Raw genomic sequence first — 21,131 nt, 5'->3', positions numbered from 1 at the left:
CGGAACGACAGGCCCGGGAAGGATCACGGGCCGCCCCTCTCAAGCCTTGCTTTCGCGCCCGTCGTCAGAGGTAAAAATCCATGGCGGCGAGTGCGGACAAGCCCGCAACATAAATCTGAAAATCGGCGACCTTGTCGCCGTTCACATCGCCCGACAGCATGTGATTGGCAAAGTTCAGCTGCCCCGCCTGGCCCGTGAAGGATCTGGCGGCAATGAACGAGAACGCCTGATCTCCGGCGGCCCCCGCACTGGCGTCGATCGTGCGCAGGTCGATGCGGTCAGCACCCTGGACGAAGTCCTGGATCGTATCCCGCGCACCCGGAGACGTCTCCTTGACGGCGTTGATGTCGAAGACATCGCTTCCCGCCCCGCCGAAGAGCGTATCGGTTCCCAGGCCGCCATCCAGCGTGTCGTTGCCGGACAAGCCATACAGCTTGTCCTGCCCGGCCCCTCCTTTGAGCACATTGGCCGTCTCGTTGCCCGTCAGCGTGTCGCTGCCGGAGCCGCCGACGGCATTCTCGATGAGCGAGCGTGCATCTTTTTGGAACAGCAGCGCATTGGCGATGTTTCCGGCAGCGATCTTCGCGCCGTCCGCGGACAGCTTCGCCAACTGGTTCGTGGCCGTCGTGGTCCAGGCGCCGGGACGAAGGTCGACTTTCAGTTGGCCGGCATAGTTCGAAAAGTCGTAGGTATCGTTGCCGCCGCCATCCCAGATGGTGAGAAGAATCCTGTTGGCTCCAGGAGCACCTTGCCCCACACCGTTGATGAGCATGTGGCCGGTGCTCGGGCTCCATGAATAGAGGCTGTTGCCGCTGTTGGTGGCATAGTTGGCCCCATAGAGATGCTGAAGGGCCGCGATGTCATACAGCATCGGCGACTGCGCATAGCCCCAGGTCTCGTTCGTGAGGCCTGCGGTCGTGGAGGCCCCGACGTAGGAGCGGTAGCTCATGACCGTGTACTCCATCGAGTCACGATCGAGCGGCATGCCGTCCTCGTGAGGATGCCCCAGACCGAGCGCATGCCCGATCTCGTGCATGAACGCATAGGAGGCGTAATTGCCCTTCATCGGGTTCGTGTACAAACCCGTTGCTTCGCTGAACCAAACATCGCCACCTTCAGCAGCCGTGGTCGGGTGGTAGGCCCAACCGCTGCCCGGCCTGTCCGACATGGCCATGCGAAGATCCGCGTGCTGGGTTGCCGTTTCAGCCAGTTCGGTGAAGCGGAGATTCGCAACCGATGCGACCATGGCCAATGCAGAGCGAGCCATCGTCTGCTGCGCAGCGTTCATGGCTCCGAAATTGGTGAGGTTCTCCGCCGAGCCGTAGGCGGTGCCGTAGTAGGAGCCCTGCGTTGGGAAGCTGTAGGTTAGGCTGTTGGCTGCCCATTTATATTCGCTGATCATGCCATCGATGTAGGCGTTTCCAGACAAGCTGTTGGACGCGATAGCAGGCATGAAACCATCCAATTTGGAAAAATTCAGGAGGATGAAATTGGTGAACTTTGGAATGGTTCAGGTTCTGCACTAATCTGAGAGCTGGCAACTGCTCCGAAGGGGTAGTTGCTCAATTTGCGGCCTGGATTTCGCATGCGCCTCGGTTTGCGCGCAGAGCGTTAAGCCCGTCTATGGCAGACAAAGCGCCGCGCCGGATTGTTCGGCAGCAGGCTTCAGGATTCTTGGGAGAGACTCGTTCTGCGTGCCGAGTGCATGACATCGGCTGCCCGGAGCATCGGTGAGGCGTGATTCACGCGCTTACGAGATCGCCAACGCATCGACCCGCTCGGCAACGGCGGCATCGAACGTTTCGCTGAACGTCTCGTAGGAGAACGGCTTGAGGAGCACGGGCGCGTGCTGATAGGGCGCGGGGACGATGCTCGGATCGTAGCCGGTCACGAAGATGAACGGGATGCCGCGGTGGCGCAGGATGTCGGCCACGGGATAGACCGCGAGACCCGCCATGTTGACGTCGAGGATGGCGAGGTCGAGATCCTCCTCAGCGGCCAGAGCCGCCGCCTGTTCGAATGTGGCGGCAGGGCCGACGACCTGTCCGCCGCAATCGCACACCATGTCCTCGATCAGCATCGACACCAGGGTCTCGTCCTCGACGATGAGAACGCGGGGACTGCGGAAGGTCTGCATGGGCGCTCCCCCTGTGGTCCGGATGTGATGAATGGATCCCTGCATGTGAGCCCGACCGCGTTGGATGGATCGTGATGGATGAGGTGTACTGCCGCCGGTCGGCGGCAGGACGTCGTGCACGTTTAAGGCTGGGCCGCCTGGATCTCGCGGGCTTCGTTGACGATGTCATCGAACAGAGCGGATTCAGGATCGATCTCGAGCCCGAGCTTTTCGTTGAGCACCTTGACAGGCTCTTCCGGCACACCCTGCTTCGACAGTTGAGCCAAGGCCGTGGCGGCTGCGGTGATCTCCGCGTCGGTGATCTCGTCCTCTGGGATCGTGCCGAGCGTCAGCGCCTTCTCGTAGGCCGCGATCAGGCCGACCGTCGAGTTCGGTGCGGCATTCAGCCGGGCCGTCGCCGAGGCATTCACCGCGTTCAGGCGGCCGAGCTTGGCGGTGTCGAGGCCGATCGTCCTGGCGCTGGAGGCTGCCTTCTTCGCGTCGGTGGAGACTTTCGTCCCGGCCTCCCTAGCCTCGCGCTTGGCATCGCGGGTGCTGCGCGCCTCCTCGGCCCTCGCCTGCCCCTTCGCTGCGGCATCGCCCGGGCCGGAGCTGCGGCCGCTGCGCTCGCCGCCACGGGAATTCTCGCCGCCGCCACGTGACTCGCCACCGGACTTTCCGCCGCCACCGCCACCGCCACCGGAGTTGCCGCCGCCGTTTCCGCCACCATTGCCACCGCCGTTGCTGCCACCGCCGCCGCCGTTTCCACCGCCGTTGCCGCCGCCGTTACCACCGCCATCACCGCCTTTGGCCTGGGCCTGGGATTGATCGAGCTGGAGCGAGGTCAGGTCGAGCGACAGCGGTTGCAGGCTGACGGCGAGACCAAGAGCCAGTGCCGAAGCAGTCAGAGCAAGACCTCGTGTCATGAGGTTTCCTTCCAAAACGTATGAGCCTGTCAGCCCCCTTGGCTTAAGGATTATGTGAGAAATTTTCCCACGTCAACCTGGATGTGGGATTGATTCCCACGATTGATCGGCCTACTTAGACACCATGTCCGGCGACGCCCCCCGCTCCCTTGAACCAGCCAAGCTGCATGCGCCCCTCGCGCGCCTGCTGCGCCCCCTCGTGCGGCTGCTGATCCGCAGCGGCATCACGTTCCCCATGCTGGCGGAGCTGCTGCGCGAGCTTTACGTGAACGTCGCCGAGTACGACTTCGCCCTTCAGGGCAAGGAGCAGACGGACAGCCGCGTCAGCCTGCTGACCGGCATCCACCGCAAGGAAGTCCGCCGGCTGCGGGGCGCGGGAGCTCCGGTCAACACGGTGCCGGCGACAGTCTCGCAGACGAGCCGCATCCTGGCCCGCTGGCTTGCGGACCCGGACTTCACCGGCAGCGACGGGCGCCCCCTGCCCCTCCCCCGCACGGCCGAGATGCCGCAACCGTCCTTCGAGCGCCTTGTCGCTTCGGTCACGCGGGACGTACGGCCCCGCGCGGTGCTGGACGAATGGCTCGACCGCAAGCTGGTGGTGCTGGACGACGAGGATCGCGCCGTCCTGGCCGAGGCGGCCTATGTGCCGCGCGGCGGAGACGACCAGCAGCTCTATTATCTCGGACGCAACCTGCACGACCACATCGCCGCCGCGGTGGCGAATGTGGAGGCCGGCTCACCGCCCTTCCTGGAACGGGCCGTCCACTATGACGGGCTGACCAAGGAACTGGCCGAGCAGCTGCAGCGGCGCTCCCGCGACGTGGCCATGGAGGCTCTCCACACGCTCAACCGTGAGGCCCATTCCGCCAGCGACCAAGCTCCCTCGGGACAGTGGCGCTGGAACTTCGGCGTGTATGTCTATTCGGAAGAGGTCGTGCCGCCACCCGCTGCGGCAGCATCCACCGACAAGGGAGCCAAGCCGTGAAGACCCACGCCGCTTCGCTCGCACGAACCCATGCCCTCTGGCTCGTGGCGCTGGTTCTGCTGGTCGCCTCACTCACCCTAGCTTGGGGCCAGCAAGGACAGGACCGCGGCATCGGCGGCACCGGGGTCGTGGCCGATGACCAGGACGGCGACCGGGGCATCGGCGGCACCGGCATGATGGGCCGCATCCGCGGCTTCGGCAGCATCATCGTCAACGGCCAGCATGTGAACTACGCGCCCGACGTGCCGGTGCGGATCGACGGACAGGCTCGTGCGGTGTCCGACCTGAAGATCGGTCAGGTGGTGCGGGTGGTTGCCGAGAACCGCAACGGCGTGCTGGCCACGCGGCAGATCGACGTGACCAGCGAGGTTGTCGGCCCGATCGAGACGACGGGCAGGACGACCCTGACGGTTCTTGGTCAAACCGTCTCTACGCAGGCGCTCAGCGACGCAGGCCGGTGGCAGCGCGGAGAGCGCGTGGCGGTGTTCGGCCTGCGGCGGCCGGATGGCACGATCGTCGCAAGCCTGATCGAGCGACGGGATAGCGGGCCGGAGAGGATCGCCGGTCAGGTCGTCCGAGCGCGCAACGGCGGCCCCGGGATCGGGACGTTGAAGCTCGCCGGATTGGACCCTGCCCTTGTGGGCACCCGGGCCGTGCTCGAAGGGTCCTATGCCAACGGCACGCTCCAGGTGACCCGGACGGCCCGGGAACGGGATCTCCTGGGAACGAATATCCGGCGGTTCTCCATCGAGGCCTATGTGGAGCGGACGCGAAGCGGGCTACGCCTCGGCTCGGGGCTCGAGGTGGCAGGCCGCTCCTCGACCCTGCCGGTCGGGTCCTATGCCCCGGCGGTGGTGACGGTCGTGACCGATCAGAGAGGACGTCTCGGCATCGAGGGGGTGTCCCTCGAAGGAAAGCCGACGTCATTGCGCGGATCACCCCAGGCGGCAGATCGCGAAGATTCGCGCAACACGCCGGCGGATGCACGGGGACGCGGCGGTGCCCCGCGTGATGCGCAGCCGGGATCCGGCTCGTCCCGTCGGGATTCATCGCCGGGCGACGCGCGCGGGCGCGACGGCCAAGGCGGATCATCGGGCAATCGCTCCGGCGGCAGCGGCAATAGCGGCGGCGGCAACCAGGGGGGCGGACGCGGCGGCGATCACGGCGGAGGCGGACCCGGTGGTGGCTCTGGCGGCTCCGGTGCAGGCGGCGGTGGCGGCAATGGCAACGGCGGCGGGAATGGCGGCGGGGGCGGCAATGGTGGCGGAGGCGGAGGCGGAGGCGGAGGCGGAGGCAAACGCTGACATCACCGGCATGATCCCCGCCCCTCCTATATGCTGCACCATGCGGCTCGCATCATGAGGATCGGCGACAAGACCGAAGGGGCGAACAGCTGAGCATCCCTGGCCTCCACACCCTCGGGGTCAGATCGGTCAACTCATGAGACCTCCCACGAACCGCATGACGTTCTCGTGGTTCATCTCAAACACATGTGGAGTGTCCAGCAAGACACATGAGCGGACCGCTACAGACCGCCATTCCACTTCCGCTTTTGACCTAGTCGGACCTTCATGCTCAACCGGGAGAATGACGGTTCATTACACCGGCTAATAATCCAGGAACGAGCGGTTCTGGTTGTCCGTGTAGATGTCGTGGGGTTCGTCCTCGAGCCTGCCTGCAAGATAGAGCACGCTCGCAACGCTGCCGGTGCGCGTCTCGGGAAGAAGCTGGCGGGTGACGAACGGAAACACGCTGCGGATCGTTGCATCGATGCTGCGGCTGAAGCGATCGGCAAAGTCCGGCGAGGTGATGATGTTCATGACCACCTGACCGTCCGGCGCCACGGCCTGCTTCACGGCCGCAAAGGCCTCGCGGGTGATCAGGTCAGGCGGCAGGCTGATCCGGTTGGTGAAGGCATCGAGCACCACGACATCATAAGTCTGGGTGTTGCGGCGCAGGAAGGCCCGGGCGGATTCAGGCACGAAGATCTTGTTCGCGGACAAAGGCTGGCGAAGAAAGTGCTCCTCGCTCACCGCCCGCAAGGCCGGGTCGATATCGACATAGGTGTAGGCATGGAAGCGATCCTCCAAGCCGATGGTGAAGCCTCCGGCCCCGATCACCAGGACGCGCCGGGGGCGGTCGGTGTCGAGCCTCCTGAGAACTTCCTTCTCGATGAACTTCAGGTAGGCGAAGCGGTACTCCGGATGCTCCGCGATCTTGGAGGATGGGCTGTTGTTGATGACCAGGAGGCGGCTGTTCTCGGCCGGATTGGGAACGATCCGCACCTCGCTGTAGAGATTGTTGCTGACAATGCCATACGCCTTGACCGCCGCGGGACTGTTGATCGCAACGATGTAGAGGCCGAGCGCACCGGCTGTGAGAACCAGCTTCCTGTGATCTTCGACCCGCCAGCCGATAAGACCCGCGAGCAGCACCAGGAGCCCAAGGGTGAGGGCTACCGTGATGTGGACGCCGAAGAAGGTCATGAACACGAGGGTCGACACCACCGAGCCCAGGAACGACCCGAGGGTGGACAGGAAGAGCATCAGGCCCGTGGAGCGGGGCAGACTGGCGCCTGTGGAGCAATAGGCGACCAGCGGGATGGTCTGTCCCAGGAGGTAAATCGGGTAGACCAGAAACAGGGAGGTGTGAACGGCGGCCTGAACCAGGCGGTGCGTGAGACCAAGGTTGTCGAGGATCTGGAAGAAAGCCGCCAGGAAGGGATGGGACAACCCGAGGCTCAGAAGGAAGGCGGCAATCAGCAGGTTCCGGGTGAGCTGCCGGCGCACGCCCGCCTCATCGCCGGGCACAAAGCTCGCCCGGCCACCAGCCTCATAGCCGAGTGCCAGCGGGAGCAGCACCGCGGCAATCACGATGGCAACGGTGTCGGTGGCATTGCCCACATAGGGAGTGAGCTGACGAATGGCGAGGAGTTCCACCGCGAGAACAGCATAGCCCTCAATCGCAATGGCACTCAGGAGCAGCGGAGAGGGAAACATCAGGTTTCATCAGCCTTTGATCGGGGAACGATAAGCGTTGCCATGGCATTGCCACACAGCTTCATCAACACGCATAGGAATGGCAACAACCATGTTCGACACTCTGCCGGCTGTCTTGCTCACACTCTTTCTGGCCGTGTGTGTGCTCTGGCTGATCTGGCAGGCCTTCCGCCGCCTCTTCTCTCCCCGGAAGAGACGGGTGGAGCCGTCTCTTGCCGATGAGCCCGGCAACAGCCGTATCGAACCGGCTGTTAGCCGGACGGGCGCTGCGGTGTCGACGATTCCGGACGCAGCCGATGTTCTCGCTCTCAAGGCCGCCATCGATAACCTGGCGCGGCAGGTTGCTGCTCTGGAGCAGCGTCTCGCGGCCGGTCAGACAAGCCTCCCACACCAACCTGCGCCGAGGGATAGAAGCGTCGACCATAGCCCTGTGATCCCTCCCGTCTCGCCCGACCATCGGATCTGACGCGGGATTACGGCAGGCTGGCTCATATCTGCACGTCGCCTGGTCATCCTTGCAGTGCGTGCAGATCAGTCTTGCGCCAGTCGAGGAGACCAAGCACTGTCATGAGCCTATAGACGTCCTAGCTTGTGCACAAGGAAGCTCAACTGCCAAGCTGGTCACGGGCGCCGGAAGCGATCTTGAAGGTATGAATCATCACAACGCCGCAGCGGCTCGGCCTGCCGTGAAGCCCGGCCTTGTTGCGCTGCTCATCGCTGTCTCAGCCGTGAGCCCGCTGGGCATCAATATGTACCTGCCGTCGATGCCCGGGATGGCACGGGCGCTCGGTGTCGATTTCACCACCATCCAGCTGACCCTGTCGCTCTATCTTGGTGCAATGGCTTTGGGACAGCTGATCATCGGTCCGCTGTCCGACCGGTTCGGGCGCAGGCCCGTGCTCCTGATCGGGCTTCTGACATTCGTGGCGGGATCCGTCCTGTGCCTGCTGGCTCAGAGCATCGGCATGCTGATCTTCGGCCGCATCGTGCAGGCCATCGGAGGCTGTGCCGGGATCACGCTCAGCCGTGCCATCGTGCGCGATCTCTATGGGCGCAATCAAGTGGCGAGCATGATCGCCTATGTCACTATGGGCATGGCGGTCGCTCCCATGGTCGCGCCGACTATCGGCGGCCTGCTCGAAACGTTCTTCGGATGGCGCGCCTCGTTCGCTTTTCTGGTCGGCTTCGGTGGGCTCGCCCTCGTGTTTGCGTATGGGCGCCTGCACGAGACCAACCACAACCGCGCCTCAGGAGAGACTGCTCGCGAACTCCTGCAGGGCTACAGGAGCCTGTTTCGCTCCCGCCAGTTCTGGGGCTACACCCTGGTGACCAGTTTCGTGTCGGCCATGTTCTTCGCCTTTCTGGCGGGCGCCCCGTATGTGATGATCGAACTGTTGAGACGCAGTCCAGCGGAGTACGGATTCTATTTTGCCATGGTGCCGTGCGGCTACATCCTGGGCAACTTCGCCACGGGCCGCCTAGCAAGCACTATGGGACCGAACCGGATGATCCTGGCAGGCACGCTCCTGTCTCTCGCGAGCATCGGAACCATGGCCGCTTTGATCGCTTCAGGCTTCCTGGTGCCGGTTGCCCTGTTCGGGCCAATGCTCTTCATCGGCGTGGCGAACGGGCTGGTTCTGCCGAGTGGCATTGCAGGTGCCGTGAGCGTGAGGCCGGATCTCGCAGGAGCCGCCTCTGGCCTGTCGGGCAGCTTCCAGATCGGGTTTGGTGCGCTTGTTGCTCCCATCGTTGGCGCGGCCCTCAGTTCAACCGTCTGGCCACTGATCGTGATCATGGCGATCTGCTCATTGCTGGCGATTGTCTCGCTCGTCTTGGTTGCAGGCCAGCGCATGCCTGTGGCCGGCGGCTAGACCCGTGCAGATCGCGCATAGCGCCTCGTCGCAAAGTCCGGGTTCGGCGCAACTCGGAAGTAGACCTAGCGTCTGCCTTCGCAGGGTGCGCTCACCTTCACAGGGCATTGTTCAACGCAGAATTTGGCCCGAAGCGGAGACCCATGGTTCGGCGCGGTGCTCCTCATGGACGTGACCGGCTCTAGTTTATGCCAAACCCCGCCCATAGGGCCCTGACTTGCCAATCGCGCCGTGAGACGGCAATCTCCAGCTTAACCAAGACAGTCAGCGGGTGGTTGCCGGAGCTTTGGCTCGTCGGGCGCCAGGACAAGGGAAACGGCCGATCATGAACATGGACGTGAAGAACGCCGGTGCCGGCGAGACGGACGAGGCGGCTTTGCTTGAGCGCCGGGCGGGGCTTCTCAGCCGCCGGAGGTTTCTGGCCGGCTCGGCCGCCGGGCTCGGTGCCCTGGGGCTCGCCGGCTGCGTGACCTCGGACGGCATGAGCCTGGCCGAGGCATCAAAGGTCTACGGGCCGGTGCCGGACGAGAAGTTCCCGATCCCGGCCATCGATGTCAGCAAGGTCGATCCGAAATATTTCCGCAAGACCGTCCGCTACGACACCAAGGAAGCGCCGGGCACGATCATCGTCGATCCGGGCAATTACTACGTCTACCGCATCGAGGAAGGCGGCAACGCCACCCGCTATGGGGCCAATGTGGGCCGCGACGGGTTCCGGTGGAACGGCGACGCCTATGTGGGGCGCAAGAGCGAATGGGCGACCTGGACCCCGCCCGCGGCGATGATCAAGCGCCAGCCCGAGGCGGCCAAATGGGCCCGCGGTATGCCGGGCGGCCTCGACAACCCCCTCGGCGCGCGCACGCTTCATCTCTACCAGAACGGCGCCTACACGCTCTACACGATTTATGCCAGCCTCGACGCGGAATCGATCGGCAACGGCATCACCAGCGGCTGCGTCGGCCTGCTCACGCAGGACATGATGCACCTCTACGACCGCACGCCGGTCAAGACCAAGGTGGTCGTGCTGCCCGCTTGATGCATCGGCGGGGCCGGCGCGTCAGCGCCAGCCCATCGCCGGGGCGACGTGCTTGAGGATCGCCTCGATCACATGAGCGTTGTAGGCGACGCCGAGCTGGTTCGGCACGGTGAGAAGCAGCGTGTCGGCCTCCGCGATCGCCTCGTCGGCTTTCAGCTCCTCCACGAGCCTGTCCGGCTCCGCCGCATAGGAGCGGCCGAAGATCGCCCGCATGTTGTCGATCACGCCGATCTGGTCGCCCTCCTTGCCGCGTCCGAAATAGGCGCGGTCGCGGTCGTCGATGAGCGCGAAGATGGAGCGTGAGACCGAGACGCGCGGTTCGCGGGCGTGCCCCGCCTCTTTCCAGGCCTCCCTGTAGCGGCGGATCTGCCGGGCCTGCTGCACGTGGAAGGGCTCGCCCGACTCGTCTTCCTTGAGGGTCGAGCTCTGGAGGTTCATCCCCTGCTGCGCGGCCCACACGGCCGTGGCGTCGGACGCGGATCCCCACCAGATGCGCTCGCGCAGGCCCTCCGAATGCGGCTCGAGGCGAAGCAGGCCGGGCGGGTTGGGGAACATCGGGCGTGGGTTCGGCTGGGCAAAGCCCTCGCCGCTCAGCACGCGGAGAAACACATCCGTATGCTGGCGCGCCATGTCGGCATCGCTCAGGCCTTCCTCCGGCGCGTAGCCGAAATAGCGCCAGCCGTCGATCACCTGCTCGGGCGAGCCGCGGCTGATGCCGAGCTGGAGGCGCCCGCCGCCGATCAGGTCGGCCGCGCCCGCATCCTCGGCCATGTAGAGCGGGTTCTCGTAGCGCATGTCGATGACGGCGGTGCCGATCTCGATGCGGCTGGTCTTCGCCCCGATGGCCGCCAGCAGCGGAAACGGCGAGGCGAGCTGGCGCGCGAAGTGATGGACGCGAAAGTAAGCGCCGTCCGCACCGAGTTCCTCGGCCGCTACGGCCAGGTCGATGGACTGGAGCAGTGTGTCGCGGGCGGAGCGGGTCTGCGAGCCGGGCGAAGGCGACCAGTGCCCGAACGAGAGAAAGCCGATCTTCTTCATGAGGCAGTTCCTGTGCAAAGGCCTTCAGCCGGTTTGGGACCTCGTACGCCCGCCGGTGCGGCAGATCAACCGGACTGAGCAATCCGCATCGAGTGCAGCCAGGCCGGCGGTTCCTGTTGCGCTCGGCCGCTGCAGGCGGCCTCCACGCATGCGGCCATGCTGCCGAACCTGACCCCGCGCCCGACGAGGCCGGGCGCATAATGCGCGTATTTGCCGGAGTTCGTCATCAGCGTTCGCACAGCCGGAGGGATCACCGGCTCGCCGAGCATGCACCAGCACGTATCCGTCACGAACTGCACGCCGAAGGCTTCGGCCTCGGCCACATGACCGGCCTGCGAGGCGGCCTCATGCACGGCCCGGCTGCAGGTCACGATCAGCGCAACGTCCGGCGACTTGGTTCGCCCCCGCACCAGCGCGGCAAGCTGCGCGCACTCGCTCAGGGAGAAGTGCGGATTGCCGAGGCTGACAAGCCCGACCTCCGGCGATGCCGCCGTGTTGAGCGCCTCCCAGGCCTGCTGCAACGCGCCCAGTTCGATGCGTGCTTGGCGCTCAGGCGTCTGCCCGTCCGCCTCCGGGGTGATCCCGGCAATGTGGAACATCGGTGCGGCCGCCACCGTGGCGAAGGCCGCGCCAAAGGCCTTCAACGCGTCCGGCCCTGCGGCGCTCGTCTCAAGCCCGCGGATCAACGGGATCTCGGAGCCGCAAATGGCGCCGCAGCAATAGCCGAGCAGCGGCCAGACGCTGTCATCGGCATCGAGAGGCATCTCGACATCCAGGGCGAGCGTCGCCCGCCGTCCGGCATCGCGATGGCAGCCGGCGAGCGGCGCTCGCCCGGTCAGGGCGATGCAGATGTCCAGGTAGTCCGGGTATTTCATCGTCCGGGCGCCGAGCACGCTGTTGGCATAGACCACCGCGTTCGACTCCGCCCAGCCAACCTGCTCGCCAAATCGGGGCGCAGTCTCGAGCAGGTACGGCGCACAGGTGAAGCTGGGCTCCGCGCCCATGGCCAGATAGGCGTCCGCCAAGGCGCTCGCCGGGTTCCCTAAGCTGTCGGCCACGCCCTGCTCACGCCAGCGGCGCTTGTCCACCGAGATAGCGTTGAGGGTCGTCGGCACCCGCACGCGCGCTCCCTGCCCGACCAGCATCTCGGCAAAGCGCAGGCTTGCCGGACCGGTGTAGATGCAGCCGTCCACATGCACCTGGGAGACATCCATGAAGGCCTCGGCCTCCTGAACGGCGGCCATCCGGATCAGCAGGCGCATGGCAACCTGCGCTGCCTTGCCGTGCCGGCCTGAGAGGAATGCTTCGTCGATCGCATCCAATCGGACCGGCGTGTCCTCGCTTCTCTCATGTTGCGCCTGGTCAGGTTGCCAATCCTCGGCAGGCGCATCGTGGAGAAGCTGAAGGCAGCCTCCCGCCACTCTGGCGTACCGGTACTCACCTAGGCGCGCGAACACCTGCCGGTCCACCCGCAGCACCGGGATCGACCAGTCGAAGACCACCTCGGCGATCATTGCCCCGAGGGTGAGGATCTCCTCGCGCTCGCAGATGACGATGGCCGCCGGCGCATGGCCGTTTAGGATCAGCTCAAGCAGCACGCCGCTTCCGGAGCAAGATCCGCGGCCGCTCGGGATCGCAAGCACCCGCCCGGCCAGGCTCCGGTTGCGCAGAGGATGATGCTGGTCGATCACGATTCCCGTTTGAGGATCCACGCCGCCCCAGAAGCTGAGACCAACCTCCGCGCTGAGCAGTTCGCCTCCCGCCTCACCGGCTACCAATGCCTTGCCGTCAATGGTGAGATTCACGCGATCGCTCCTGGCTCAACGGAATGGTCCGGCCGAAGCCTTTGTCCTGCGATCCGAGGCCTTGTGCAAGGCTGGTTCGGGCTGACATCGTAAAGGGCATGAACTTCAATGCCTGAGCCCGTACGATCATTGCAACCGATCCACCCCGCGCCCGCGCATATAGGCCTGGGGGCTGCATCCCATCTCGGTGCGGAACGCGTAGACGAAGGCCGATGTGGAGCCGTAGCCGAGCTCCAGGGCCGTGCGGGTCACGTCGAGCCCGCCGCCCATGAGCTCGATCGCCTTGAACAGCCGCAGGCGGCGGCGCCAGGAGCGCAGGCTCATGCCCATCTCGGCTTCGAAGCGCCGGGTGAGCGTTCGTTCCGACATGGCAAGGTCCCGCCCCCACGCCTCCGTCCCGCGCGGGTCGGCCGGGTCCGCATAGAGCGCCTCGCACAGGACCATCAGGGGAGATCCCCCGCGCGGCCATGGGAGCGCGCCCGGCAGGGGCGTCGCGCGCCGGAGCTGGTCCAGGATCAGCTCCGTCACCCGGCCGGCATAGCCGTCGCGATCTTCCTCGCCCCCGATGGCTGTGGCCTCGACGATGAGCGCCTTGAGCAGGGGCGTGACGGCGAACACGGTCGGACTCGTGGGCAGGCCGTGCCCGGCCTCATGGGCAATCCAGAGGCTGCGGAACTCGGCCCCGAGCAGGGACCCGGTCCGGTGCGGCAAGCCCGTCGGCAGCCACACGGCCTGCTCCGGCGAGATCACGAAGGAATGCCCCTCAACAGCCACCGTCAGGACGCCGGAGATCGCGTAGACCATCTGGTGCCAGCGATGGGCGTGCTCGGGAAAGGAGTGGCGGGCCGGGATCGACTGCGCCCGCACGGTGATCGGCCGGGGCGGCTGTAAGCCGGGCGGTGCCTGGATCGTCTCCCATGCCATGCGCGGCCTCCGGTTTGGCGTTTATTCTACACAAAATGGCAGAGCGTCAAAATACGGCCAGGCCGGGATGGCGTATAGAGCCGGGAACACGGGCGGATGCCTGCCGTTCCCGACATGAGGAATCTTGCATGACCCGCTTCGACAGCCGCAGCCTGCCCGTCTCGACCACGTCGGACCTTGCGGCCGAGCGCTACCGCCACGGAATCGACCTGCTGCTTTCGGCTTGGCCCGGTGCCGGTGAGGTTCTGGACGAGGCCATTGCGGCCGACCCGGACTTCGCCCTCGCCCACGCGGCCCGCGCCCGCCTGCACGCGATCCGCACGGAGGCGGCGAAGGCCAAGGCGCGGATCGCAACGGCGGAGGAGATCGTCGCCAGGCGCGGCACCGAGCGCGAGCGCAGCCATGTGGCGGTTCTGTCGCTTGCGATTCACGGACAATCGGCGAGAGCCCTGGAGCGGGCGCTCGCCCATGCCGATGCCTGGCCCCGCGATGTCCTGATCCTGTCGCTGCCGCTCGGTGCCTTCGGGCTTCTCGCCTTCTCGGGCATGGCGGATCACGATCAGGCGCGCGTGGATCTCTGCGAGCGTCACGCCCGGCATTTCGACAACGACGACTGGTGGTTCCTCACCTACCGCGGCTGGTCGCATGCGGAGAACGGCAACGTGGCGCACGGCCGGGCGCTCACGCAGCGCGGCTACGACCTGCGCCGAAACAACGCCAACGCGGCGCACGCGCTCTCGCACGCCCTCTACGAAGGCGGCGCTCACGACGAGGCGGAGCGGCTGATCGCCGATTGGCTGCCGGGCTACGACCGCAGCGGCGTCCTCCACGGCCACATCGCCTGGCACTCGGCGCTCGGCGCCCTGGAGCGCGGCGATCCGCAAGGGGCGCTCGCGATTTACGCCGATCACATCCAGCCTTCGGTGACGGCCGGCATGCCGGTGAACGTGGTGAGCGACACCGCGTCCTTCCTGTGGCGGCTGAAGGCCTACGGCCACACGGTGCCGGCGGGATTGTGGGAGGACGCAGCGGCTTATTCCGGGGGCTACTTCCAGAAGGCCGGCTTCGCCTTCGCCGACGTGCACATGGCTCTTCTCGCAGCCGCGGCCGGCGACAAGGCTGCCGTCGAAGAGCGCGTGAAGGCTCTGATGGCGCTGATTGAGACGGGCGCCTTGCCGGCAGGCCCGGTGGTGCCGGCGATCTGCCGTGCGGCTCTCGCCTTTGCGGACGAGGATTACGCGGCCTGCGCGCGCATCCTGGAGCCGGTCGCGGCCGAGGTCGCGCGCATCGGCGGCAGCGGCGCGCAGCGCGAGATGATCGAGGACATGCTGCTGCTCTCGCTCATGCGCAGCGGCGAGGCCGTCAAAGCCGGCCAACTGCTCGACCGCCGCCTGCACCGCCGCCCGTCGTCACGCGACACGCACTGGCGCGGCCTGCTCGCGGCCTGAGGGATCCATGCACACTTTCATGCCATTGCTCCAACCAGGGTTGCGGTTGAAGGGTAGGCTCGTGTTCGCTCCCTTGGCTCCAATATAAACCGGGATAAGCCTGGGGCACCCTTGCTGGTCTAAGGCGGCTAGATCACGAAGAAGTCGGTTGCCGTGATGGTGGCCCTGTTGGTCAGCGTTGCAAACAGCGTCTGGTTGTCGCGAGCACCGCCATCGGCGTCGAAGAACAGGTTGCCTGTGCTCTGATCGTAGATGACCCGGTCGTCGGCCTCCACGGCGGCGCTCGACAGAGCGAAGGCGGTGGCGCTCAGGGCTCCGTCCGTCAGCCCGACAAAGACGGCGTTGTCCAGCCGCAGCGTGTCGTCACTGGCGCGGAAGTCCCGGATCCTGTCGACATTGCCTGCTGCGTCGAGAGGAGCGGCAAAGATGAACGCGTCATCGCCTGTGCCGCCGGTGAGCACGTCGTTTCCGCCGCCGCCGATGAACGAGTCGTCGCCGCGCCCGCCGCTGAGGCTGTCGTTGCCGGCACCGCCCACCAGGAAGTCGTCGTCTCTCCCGCCCGTCACCCGGTCATTGCCCAGGCCGGCATTGAAGTAGTAGGCGTCGCCCGACTGAACGGCCGTGAGAGTTCGGCGCTTCTGGTGCCGAGGCTCACAACGTCGAACTGATCGCCGCGGGCTGCGCCCGAGACGAGGTCGCGCACGTCGAAGGTCAATCCCGACCTGGCCGCATCGAACGTGATCCCTTCGTCGTCGAAGCGGCTGATGCTGCCCACGAGATCGCCGGAGGCGTTCTCGGACTGGAGACGAACCGCGAGGCCGCCATCCTGATTGGTCATCGTACCGGCATCGGTCGCGGTTCCGTTGCCGACCTCCGCGCTCGTAAAGGTGAGACGAACCTGCCGCGCCGAGGAGGCGGTGACGCTGACCGTGTCGGAGCCCGTGCCCAGGTTGACGACATCCGAGCCGCCGGACGAGACATTGAAGGAGGCCCGGTCGTTGCCCGTGCCGCCGAAGAGATGATCGTGACCGGATCCGCCGGACAGCTCGTCGTTGCCCGACCCGCCGACAAGATGGCCATCGCCTGATTGGCCGAACAGCCTGTCATGGCCCGAGCCGCCGTCGAGGTAGTCGTCGCCGGAGCCGCCGTAGAGCGTGTCCCGGTCCGAGCCGCCGTTCAGGTAGTCATCGCCCGCCCGGCCATCCAGGACATCGCGGCCGCCGCGGCCCTGGAGATTATCGCCGCTCCCCGTCCCTCTCAGCGTGTTGTTGCCGCCATTGCCGACCACGGCGTCGCGAAGCTGGAGGGAAACCGCAGCCTCGAAGGACGCAAGGGCGCTGTTGAAGGAGAGTTCCCGGATCTCACCGGACGCGATCGGCAGCAGGAGCTTGTAGCCTGCCGTTCCATTCACCTCGCCTGTCGTGCCCTGCCCATGCCCAGCCAGAACCGTCTTGCCGTGCAGAACGATTTCCCGCCTGTTCAGCGACACGTCGTCCAACAGCCTTGCAAGTTCACCATTGCGTGGATCGGTTAAGTCGTAGGTTTGGGAGAACAGGAACGAGGTACCGGTGGGATTAGGGAGCCCGGCAGCACCAGAGCCAGGAGGGGACGTGAGGTCGAGGAGCACGGGACCATAGGTATCCAGACCCTCGGCCAGCTCGATGAAACCATCCCGGTCATCGTCCTGAGCCAGGGTCGGCACCGTTGCGTTGCTTCCGTCCACGAAGCCGTGAATATGCTGCGGGTGGATCTGGCCAGCCTCCACACCACGGGCAGCCGTGATGACGGTGAGCCGGTTGCCCTTGAGCAGGAGCAGAGCACCGCCCTCCGCCTCGGAATTGTTCAGCTCGTTCAGGTCCGCGAAGAACACGCGGTCTGCGCCGGCGAAGGCCTGAAGGGCCGCATTGAGGTTGGCGCTGTTGAGTTCCAGCGAACCATGCGATCCGCTGGCTCCGCCGGCAGACAATCCGGCGTGAGCCGTATGGTTTTGCTCAGTCATCGATGACTCCCATGTTGGTAGCGAGTGAGCTTCAGGGGAGTGGCGTGGCCGTGGCCCTCAGACAGCCGCACGCAAGACAAAAACGAAGCCCGCATTCACCCCGAGCAGACACTACACGGCAAATCAGCGATCAGATGCAGATTACCCAAAATAACCTGATGAACGGCTGCCAAGCTTGACGTTGTTTCTACTGAAACTTGACTGCCGATTTCGACGACAGCCGAAAGATCGATGGCCCGTTGTTTAAGATTATTTTTTATATAACTTTACATTAGGAGCCGACTGAGCCGATTACGAGATCGCCAGCCACTCGCCTCGCTCGGGCGTCGAACGAGGGGATCAGCGTGCATCCCCCATGTGAACGACGAGCCCTTGAGTGGGACTTGGAAGTTTTCTTCACCGATGAACAGGATCACCAATCCACTCTCCCCAAGGCTTGCCAAATCGTCGCGCCGCCGTAACAGTGCCCGCCCCGCCAGGATGAGAGTCGGTTCATGCAGGAACAGGTTACCGTTCAAGACCAGCCGCTTGCCGGGCGTCGCGAGTGGATCGGGCTCTGCGTTCTGTCGGTCGCCTGCCTGATCTACTCGATGGACCTGTCGGTGCTCTTCCTGGCGATGCCCGCCATCGTGGCGGATCTCGACCCGTCGGCATCGGAACTGCTCTGGATCAATGACATCTACGGCTTCATGGTCGCGGGCTTCCTTGTGACCATGGGCACGCTCGGCGACAGGGTCGGCCGCAGGCGCGTGCTGCTCATCGGAGCCTTCGCGTTCGGTGTGGCGTCCGCAGTGGCCGCTTTTGCCAGCACGGCGCAGCAGCTCATCATGGCGCGTGCGCTGCTTGGCGTTGCCGGCGCGACGATTGCTCCGTCGACCCTGTCCCTGGTGGTCAATCTCTTCTCGAACGAACACGAGCGGAATCGCGCCATCGGCATCTGGGGCACCGCCTTTGCCCTGGGGGGATTGGTGGGGCCTCTCATCGGCGGCGTGCTGCTGCAATATTTTCACTGGGGATCGGTGTTTCTGATCAACATCCCGATCATGCTCGCGCTGCTGGTCGTGGCGCCTTTCCTGCTGCCGGAATACCGGAGCGAGGGCGGCGAAAGGCTCGATCTCATCAGTGTGGCTTTGTCGCTCGGAACCGTGCTGCCTGTCATCTACGGCTTCAAGCACATGGCGGCCGACGGCTTCGCGCCGCGCCAGCTCGTTGCCATCGCGGCCGGCGTGCTGGTGGGCGTGCTGTTCGTGCGCCGCCAGAAGAGCCTTGCGCATCCGCTGATCGACCTGCGCCTGTTCCGCATCCCGGCGTTCACCGCCTCGCTGATCGTCAATCTGGCCGGCATGTTCTTCGTGTTCGGCGTGTTCCTGTTCCAGAACCTTTTTCTGCAACTGGTTCTCGGCCTGTCGCCGCTCGAGGCGGCCGTGTGGTCGGTGCCGTCCGCCCTCGTCTTCACGATCATGTCGTTGCAGGCCTATCGGTTCACGAACCGTCTCGGGCCGGTCAAGACCGTTCTCTCTGGGCTGCTCGTCTATGCGGTCGGCGTCACCGCGATGGCCGTTGCCGCCTATGCGGAGAGCCTCGTCGGCGTTCTTACGGCCAGCATGCTGGTGGGGCTCGGCTTCGTGCCCGTCGTCCTCACCACGACGGGCCTGATCGTCGGGACGGCGCCACCGGAGCAGGCAGGCTCTGCCTCCGCTATCTCCGAGACGAGCGCGGAGTTCGGCGGAGCGCTCGGCGTTGCGCTGCTCGGAAGTCTCGGAACGCTGGTCTATCGCATGAGCATGGACGGCGTGGACCTGAGCGGGCTGAACGCCGCCCAGCAGTTCGCCGTGTCCAGCACGCTCGCAGGCGCGGTCGAGACCGCGAAGGCGATGGGCACCACCACACCGATATGGTTGGAAACGGCACGGAGCGGCTTCTCGCTCGGCTTTGCGGCCTGCTGCGCTCTCGCGGCGATCACGCTGCTCGGCCTCGCCGCCTTGGCTCACAGGATCTATTCCAGCGCGCATATCGATGAGAAGGCCGCCCTGCCTCACTAGCCTGGCCTCACCCTGAACGCTCTTCGCGCGGGAGCGACAGGATCAGTGCAGCATCGGGTCCAGCGGAATGGACAGCAGGACGCTGCCGGATGGATCGACCACGTCGAGCCGCCAGCCCTGCCACGATTCGCCCAACTGGATCGCCTCGGCGCGGATGTCCGCAATGGCCTGCAGGGCGCACGCGTGCGCCTTTTCAAGGTCGAGGATCTCGACCCCCGTATCGTCCGCGATGATCTCGTGACCGTTCACCAAATGAAAGTAGCAGCGCATCAACCATCCATGGCTCGAGCCGGCGCATGCCGCCTCAAACCCCATATCTTCCGAAATCAGCGGACCGGGATCCGATGCGGGCAATTTAGCGGGGGCCGGGTCTCCGGCCATAGAACGAGATGATGAGAAGCTTGAGGGGAATAAACAGCCCGGCCGTCCGTTATTCCTCATTACCGGTCACGGCAGGATCCAGGAGTGCCATCATGAGCGAGCAGGATCTCTACATCATCCGCCCGTCCGGTGAGGGTTGGACCCTTCACCTCGCGAAAGAGACGCTTGCCCGGTTCGATGAACGGCCAAAAGCCATCGAGGCGGCTGTTGTCGTGGCCGAAGCCTCGGCCCGCCTCGGCAAGGCCGCGGGTGTCATGATGGAAGAAGGCGACCAGCGGATCGTGGTCTGGGACGCCGGACGGGACGCTTACTCGAAGGTCTCCTGAAACCGTTCGGTCTCATGCATGAGGCTTGTCGCGGACGCCCTCCTCCGGCGGAGGCGTGCGGGCCCAGACATCGGCCGCCAGGGCCAGCATCACAGCGACGGCCTCCCCCACGGCCTTGTCGCTCGTGCCGGCGCGGGCGCTCTGAAGGACCAGGCCGAGGCGCCGCCGGCTCGGCCACGGCAAGGCGGCCAGCGTGGTCTCAAGATCCAGCCGCGCGACGGGGGATACGCCGGCACGCTGTGCGATCTCGTCGACTTTCTCGGTGAGGGCACTCAGGTGCCCGGCAACGTGCCGGGACGACAATTCAGATGTGAGCAATGGCATTGGCGTAAATCAAGAACTCAAAGGACCTGCTCCCCAGCCGCCCCGTGAGCTTGTTCAACCGCTCGGACCGGCCTCCGTTCCCCTCGGCACCCGATCCAGGGGGGCAATGGGACCGGGTTCATTGTCGCATGGTTAAACCTTGGTTTAGTCACAGGGATCAAATCTGAGCAGTATTCTCGCCACAATCGCCAACAAGGATCCACCTGCTTCGATTTCAGCCGGACGATTGCGAGGGCTCATGACCCGCAGGGATCGCGTTGTGCTTTATGGCCGCCTCGGCCTCATCCTGATGGCCTTCGCCGTGATCGGCGGGGTCGTGGCCGAACCGCTTCTTCGGCCCCTGTGGTCGTCACGGCTGACTGTGGCCAACAACAGCCCGCCGTGAGGCCAGTGCCTTCGTTGAGTGGCAATTCCGGATGCGGTCCGGAACCGAACGCATTCAGCCCGATTGGCCTCTCACCACTCAAGCTTCAGGGATATCCATGCCGCGGTACTTCTTCAACGTGCATATCGGCGGCGACGCGCTCGCCGATCCCGAGGGGCAGGATCTGCGCGATGCGGATCAAGCCTGGGAGGTGGCGCGGGCGATGGCGCAAAACCTGATGAGCACCGAGTTCGAGCAGCCGGTCAACTGGGCGGCGTCCCATATCGAGGTGAAGGACGATCTGGACGAGACCATCCTGGAGTTCCCCTTCATGGAAGCTGTCTCGTTCACGCAGCAATCCCACTGAAGCCTTCGGGTTAGCCTTGAAAGCCGGGATGGCAGCTCCGCCTGCATGTCCAGTTCCGGTATCAACCCGCTCAACGGAGCCACATCCCGGTTTTCGGAACTTACGCTTGGCCCCCCGGTTCACCCAGGCGCCCCTTTTCACGATCCAAGACGCCGCTCCGGCGGAATGTTTGCGCGCATT

At 65.2% G+C, this 21,131-nt stretch carries 21 protein-coding genes; 10 read left to right on the top strand and 11 right to left on the bottom strand.

Features of this window, described 5'->3' with window-relative positions:
- Positions 1 to 64 precede the first annotated feature (64 nt).
- From IC232_RS10565 to IC232_RS10555, 3 genes are all read right to left on the bottom strand, one after another.
- Positions 65 to 1,453 (bottom strand): M10 family metallopeptidase, encoded by a 1,389-nt coding sequence (locus IC232_RS10565; protein ID WP_190844885.1) that lies wholly within the window; start codon positions 1,451 to 1,453, stop codon positions 65 to 67.
- Positions 1,454 to 1,750: 297 nt separating this feature from the next.
- On the bottom strand, positions 1,751 to 2,137 hold the full coding sequence (locus tag IC232_RS10560) for a response regulator (RefSeq protein WP_190844884.1): 387 nt from the start codon (positions 2,135 to 2,137) through the stop codon (positions 1,751 to 1,753).
- A gap of 122 nt (positions 2,138 to 2,259) precedes the next feature.
- Positions 2,260 to 3,042, bottom strand: coding sequence for a hypothetical protein (locus tag IC232_RS10555; RefSeq protein ID WP_190844883.1), 783 nt, complete (start codon positions 3,040 to 3,042; stop codon positions 2,260 to 2,262).
- Positions 3,043 to 3,166: 124 nt separating this feature from the next.
- Here IC232_RS10555 and IC232_RS10550 point away from each other — a divergent pair, with 124 nt between their 5' ends.
- On the top strand, positions 3,167 to 4,027 hold the full coding sequence (locus tag IC232_RS10550; protein ID WP_190844882.1) for a DUF6502 family protein: 861 nt from the start codon (positions 3,167 to 3,169) through the stop codon (positions 4,025 to 4,027).
- Complete coding sequence (locus tag IC232_RS10545; RefSeq protein ID WP_190844881.1) at positions 4,024 to 5,331, top strand: DUF5666 domain-containing protein; 1,308 nt, start codon at positions 4,024 to 4,026, stop codon at positions 5,329 to 5,331. Before IC232_RS10550 ends, IC232_RS10545 begins: the two co-directional genes overlap by 4 nt.
- 303 nt (positions 5,332 to 5,634) lie before the next feature.
- Here IC232_RS10545 and IC232_RS10540 read toward each other — a convergent pair whose 3' ends face one another.
- Positions 5,635 to 7,026 (bottom strand): fused MFS/spermidine synthase, encoded by a 1,392-nt coding sequence (locus IC232_RS10540; protein WP_190844880.1) that lies wholly within the window; start codon positions 7,024 to 7,026, stop codon positions 5,635 to 5,637.
- Between the two features lie 91 nt (positions 7,027 to 7,117).
- On the opposite strand from IC232_RS10540, the gene IC232_RS10535 reads away from it, so the two are divergent.
- The 3 genes from IC232_RS10535 (at position 7,118) to IC232_RS10525 (ending at position 9,933) form a co-directional block, all read left to right on the top strand.
- Positions 7,118 to 7,492 (top strand): hypothetical protein, encoded by a 375-nt coding sequence (locus IC232_RS10535; RefSeq protein WP_190844879.1) that lies wholly within the window; start codon positions 7,118 to 7,120, stop codon positions 7,490 to 7,492.
- 184 nt (positions 7,493 to 7,676) lie between these two features.
- Entirely contained in the window at positions 7,677 to 8,897 is a 1,221-nt protein-coding gene (locus IC232_RS10530; RefSeq protein WP_190844878.1) for a multidrug effflux MFS transporter, read from the top strand.
- A 325-nt stretch (positions 8,898 to 9,222) separates the two neighbouring features.
- On the top strand, positions 9,223 to 9,933 hold the full coding sequence (locus IC232_RS10525; RefSeq protein WP_190844877.1) for a L,D-transpeptidase: 711 nt from the start codon (positions 9,223 to 9,225) through the stop codon (positions 9,931 to 9,933).
- Between the two features lie 21 nt (positions 9,934 to 9,954).
- Here the strand turns inward: IC232_RS10525 and IC232_RS10520 are convergent, their stop codons facing one another.
- The 3 genes from IC232_RS10520 to IC232_RS10510 form a co-directional block, all read right to left on the bottom strand.
- Entirely contained in the window at positions 9,955 to 10,971 is a 1,017-nt protein-coding gene (locus IC232_RS10520) for an LLM class flavin-dependent oxidoreductase (protein WP_190844876.1), read from the bottom strand.
- Between the two features lie 65 nt (positions 10,972 to 11,036).
- On the bottom strand, positions 11,037 to 12,776 hold the full coding sequence (locus IC232_RS10515) for an aconitase X (protein ID WP_190844875.1): 1,740 nt from the start codon (positions 12,774 to 12,776) through the stop codon (positions 11,037 to 11,039).
- Between the two features lie 126 nt (positions 12,777 to 12,902).
- A complete protein-coding gene (locus IC232_RS10510) occupies positions 12,903 to 13,700 on the bottom strand; it encodes an AraC family transcriptional regulator (RefSeq protein WP_190844874.1) in 798 nt (265 codons plus the stop codon).
- A gap of 128 nt (positions 13,701 to 13,828) precedes the next feature.
- Here IC232_RS10510 and IC232_RS10505 point away from each other — a divergent pair, with 128 nt between their 5' ends.
- Positions 13,829 to 15,148, top strand: coding sequence for a tetratricopeptide repeat protein (locus tag IC232_RS10505; protein ID WP_190844873.1), 1,320 nt, complete (start codon positions 13,829 to 13,831; stop codon positions 15,146 to 15,148).
- Positions 15,149 to 15,276: 128 nt separating this feature from the next.
- Here IC232_RS10505 and IC232_RS32350 read toward each other — a convergent pair whose 3' ends face one another.
- A complete protein-coding gene (locus tag IC232_RS32350; RefSeq protein WP_312895144.1) occupies positions 15,277 to 15,714 on the bottom strand; it encodes a M10 family metallopeptidase C-terminal domain-containing protein in 438 nt (145 codons plus the stop codon).
- Positions 15,711 to 17,147, bottom strand: a complete 1,437-nt coding sequence (locus tag IC232_RS10495; protein ID WP_190844872.1) for a calcium-binding protein — start codon at positions 17,145 to 17,147, stop codon at positions 15,711 to 15,713. Before IC232_RS10495 ends, IC232_RS32350 begins: the two co-directional genes overlap by 4 nt.
- 494 nt (positions 17,148 to 17,641) lie before the next feature.
- Here IC232_RS10495 and IC232_RS10490 point away from each other — a divergent pair, with 494 nt between their 5' ends.
- Complete coding sequence (locus IC232_RS10490) at positions 17,642 to 19,189, top strand: MFS transporter (RefSeq protein ID WP_190844871.1); 1,548 nt, start codon at positions 17,642 to 17,644, stop codon at positions 19,187 to 19,189.
- Positions 19,190 to 19,231: 42 nt separating this feature from the next.
- On the opposite strand, the gene IC232_RS10485 is transcribed toward IC232_RS10490, so the two are convergent.
- Positions 19,232 to 19,459: a DUF6894 family protein gene (locus IC232_RS10485; RefSeq protein ID WP_190844870.1), complete on the bottom strand. Its 228-nt coding sequence runs from the start codon at positions 19,457 to 19,459 to the stop codon at positions 19,232 to 19,234.
- A gap of 203 nt (positions 19,460 to 19,662) precedes the next feature.
- On the opposite strand from IC232_RS10485, the gene IC232_RS10480 reads away from it, so the two are divergent.
- Entirely contained in the window at positions 19,663 to 19,896 is a 234-nt protein-coding gene (locus IC232_RS10480) for a hypothetical protein (protein ID WP_190844869.1), read from the top strand.
- A gap of 12 nt (positions 19,897 to 19,908) precedes the next feature.
- Here the strand turns inward: IC232_RS10480 and IC232_RS10475 are convergent, their stop codons facing one another.
- Positions 19,909 to 20,220 (bottom strand): hypothetical protein, encoded by a 312-nt coding sequence (locus tag IC232_RS10475; protein ID WP_190844868.1) that lies wholly within the window; start codon positions 20,218 to 20,220, stop codon positions 19,909 to 19,911.
- Positions 20,221 to 20,458: 238 nt separating this feature from the next.
- Here IC232_RS10475 and IC232_RS10470 point away from each other — a divergent pair, with 238 nt between their 5' ends.
- On the top strand, positions 20,459 to 20,605 hold the full coding sequence (locus tag IC232_RS10470; RefSeq protein WP_190844867.1) for a hypothetical protein: 147 nt from the start codon (positions 20,459 to 20,461) through the stop codon (positions 20,603 to 20,605).
- A gap of 97 nt (positions 20,606 to 20,702) precedes the next feature.
- On the top strand, positions 20,703 to 20,951 hold the full coding sequence (locus IC232_RS10465; RefSeq protein ID WP_190844866.1) for a DUF6894 family protein: 249 nt from the start codon (positions 20,703 to 20,705) through the stop codon (positions 20,949 to 20,951).
- Positions 20,952 to 21,131: the final 180 nt, after the last annotated feature.

Origin of the sequence: Microvirga sp., from assembly GCF_014699075.1 — a bacterium.
In the GTDB taxonomy this organism is placed as follows: domain Bacteria; phylum Pseudomonadota; class Alphaproteobacteria; order Rhizobiales; family Beijerinckiaceae; genus Microvirga.
The sequence above is the reverse complement of the archived record's forward strand: the minus strand, read 5'-3'. Positions and strand labels throughout refer to the sequence as shown.

Bases quoted from the DNA above. Each gene is read 5' to 3' on its own strand.
- IC232_RS10565 (WP_190844885.1), bottom strand. From the start codon at position 1,453: ATGCCTGCTATCGCGTCCAACAGCTTGTCTGGAAACGCCTACATCGAT.
- IC232_RS10560 (WP_190844884.1), bottom strand. From the start codon at position 2,137: ATGCAGACCTTCCGCAGTCCCCGCGTTCTCATCGTCGAGGACGAGACC.
- IC232_RS10555 (WP_190844883.1), bottom strand. From the start codon at position 3,042: ATGACACGAGGTCTTGCTCTGACTGCTTCGGCACTGGCTCTTGGTCTC.
- IC232_RS10550 (WP_190844882.1), top strand. From the start codon at position 3,167: ATGTCCGGCGACGCCCCCCGCTCCCTTGAACCAGCCAAGCTGCATGCG.
- IC232_RS10540 (WP_190844880.1), bottom strand. From the start codon at position 7,026: ATGTTTCCCTCTCCGCTGCTCCTGAGTGCCATTGCGATTGAGGGCTAT.
- IC232_RS10535 (WP_190844879.1), top strand. From the start codon at position 7,118: ATGTTCGACACTCTGCCGGCTGTCTTGCTCACACTCTTTCTGGCCGTG.
- IC232_RS10530 (WP_190844878.1), top strand. From the start codon at position 7,677: ATGAATCATCACAACGCCGCAGCGGCTCGGCCTGCCGTGAAGCCCGGC.
- IC232_RS10525 (WP_190844877.1), top strand. From the start codon at position 9,223: ATGAACATGGACGTGAAGAACGCCGGTGCCGGCGAGACGGACGAGGCG.
- IC232_RS10520 (WP_190844876.1), bottom strand. From the start codon at position 10,971: ATGAAGAAGATCGGCTTTCTCTCGTTCGGGCACTGGTCGCCTTCGCCC.
- IC232_RS10510 (WP_190844874.1), bottom strand. From the start codon at position 13,700: ATGGCATGGGAGACGATCCAGGCACCGCCCGGCTTACAGCCGCCCCGG.
- IC232_RS10505 (WP_190844873.1), top strand. From the start codon at position 13,829: ATGACCCGCTTCGACAGCCGCAGCCTGCCCGTCTCGACCACGTCGGAC.
- IC232_RS10495 (WP_190844872.1), bottom strand. From the start codon at position 17,147: ATGACTGAGCAAAACCATACGGCTCACGCCGGATTGTCTGCCGGCGGA.
- IC232_RS10490 (WP_190844871.1), top strand. From the start codon at position 17,642: ATGCAGGAACAGGTTACCGTTCAAGACCAGCCGCTTGCCGGGCGTCGC.
- IC232_RS10485 (WP_190844870.1), bottom strand. From the start codon at position 19,459: ATGCGCTGCTACTTTCATTTGGTGAACGGTCACGAGATCATCGCGGAC.
- IC232_RS10480 (WP_190844869.1), top strand. From the start codon at position 19,663: ATGAGCGAGCAGGATCTCTACATCATCCGCCCGTCCGGTGAGGGTTGG.
- IC232_RS10475 (WP_190844868.1), bottom strand. From the start codon at position 20,220: ATGCCATTGCTCACATCTGAATTGTCGTCCCGGCACGTTGCCGGGCAC.
- IC232_RS10470 (WP_190844867.1), top strand. From the start codon at position 20,459: ATGACCCGCAGGGATCGCGTTGTGCTTTATGGCCGCCTCGGCCTCATC.
- IC232_RS10465 (WP_190844866.1), top strand. From the start codon at position 20,703: ATGCCGCGGTACTTCTTCAACGTGCATATCGGCGGCGACGCGCTCGCC.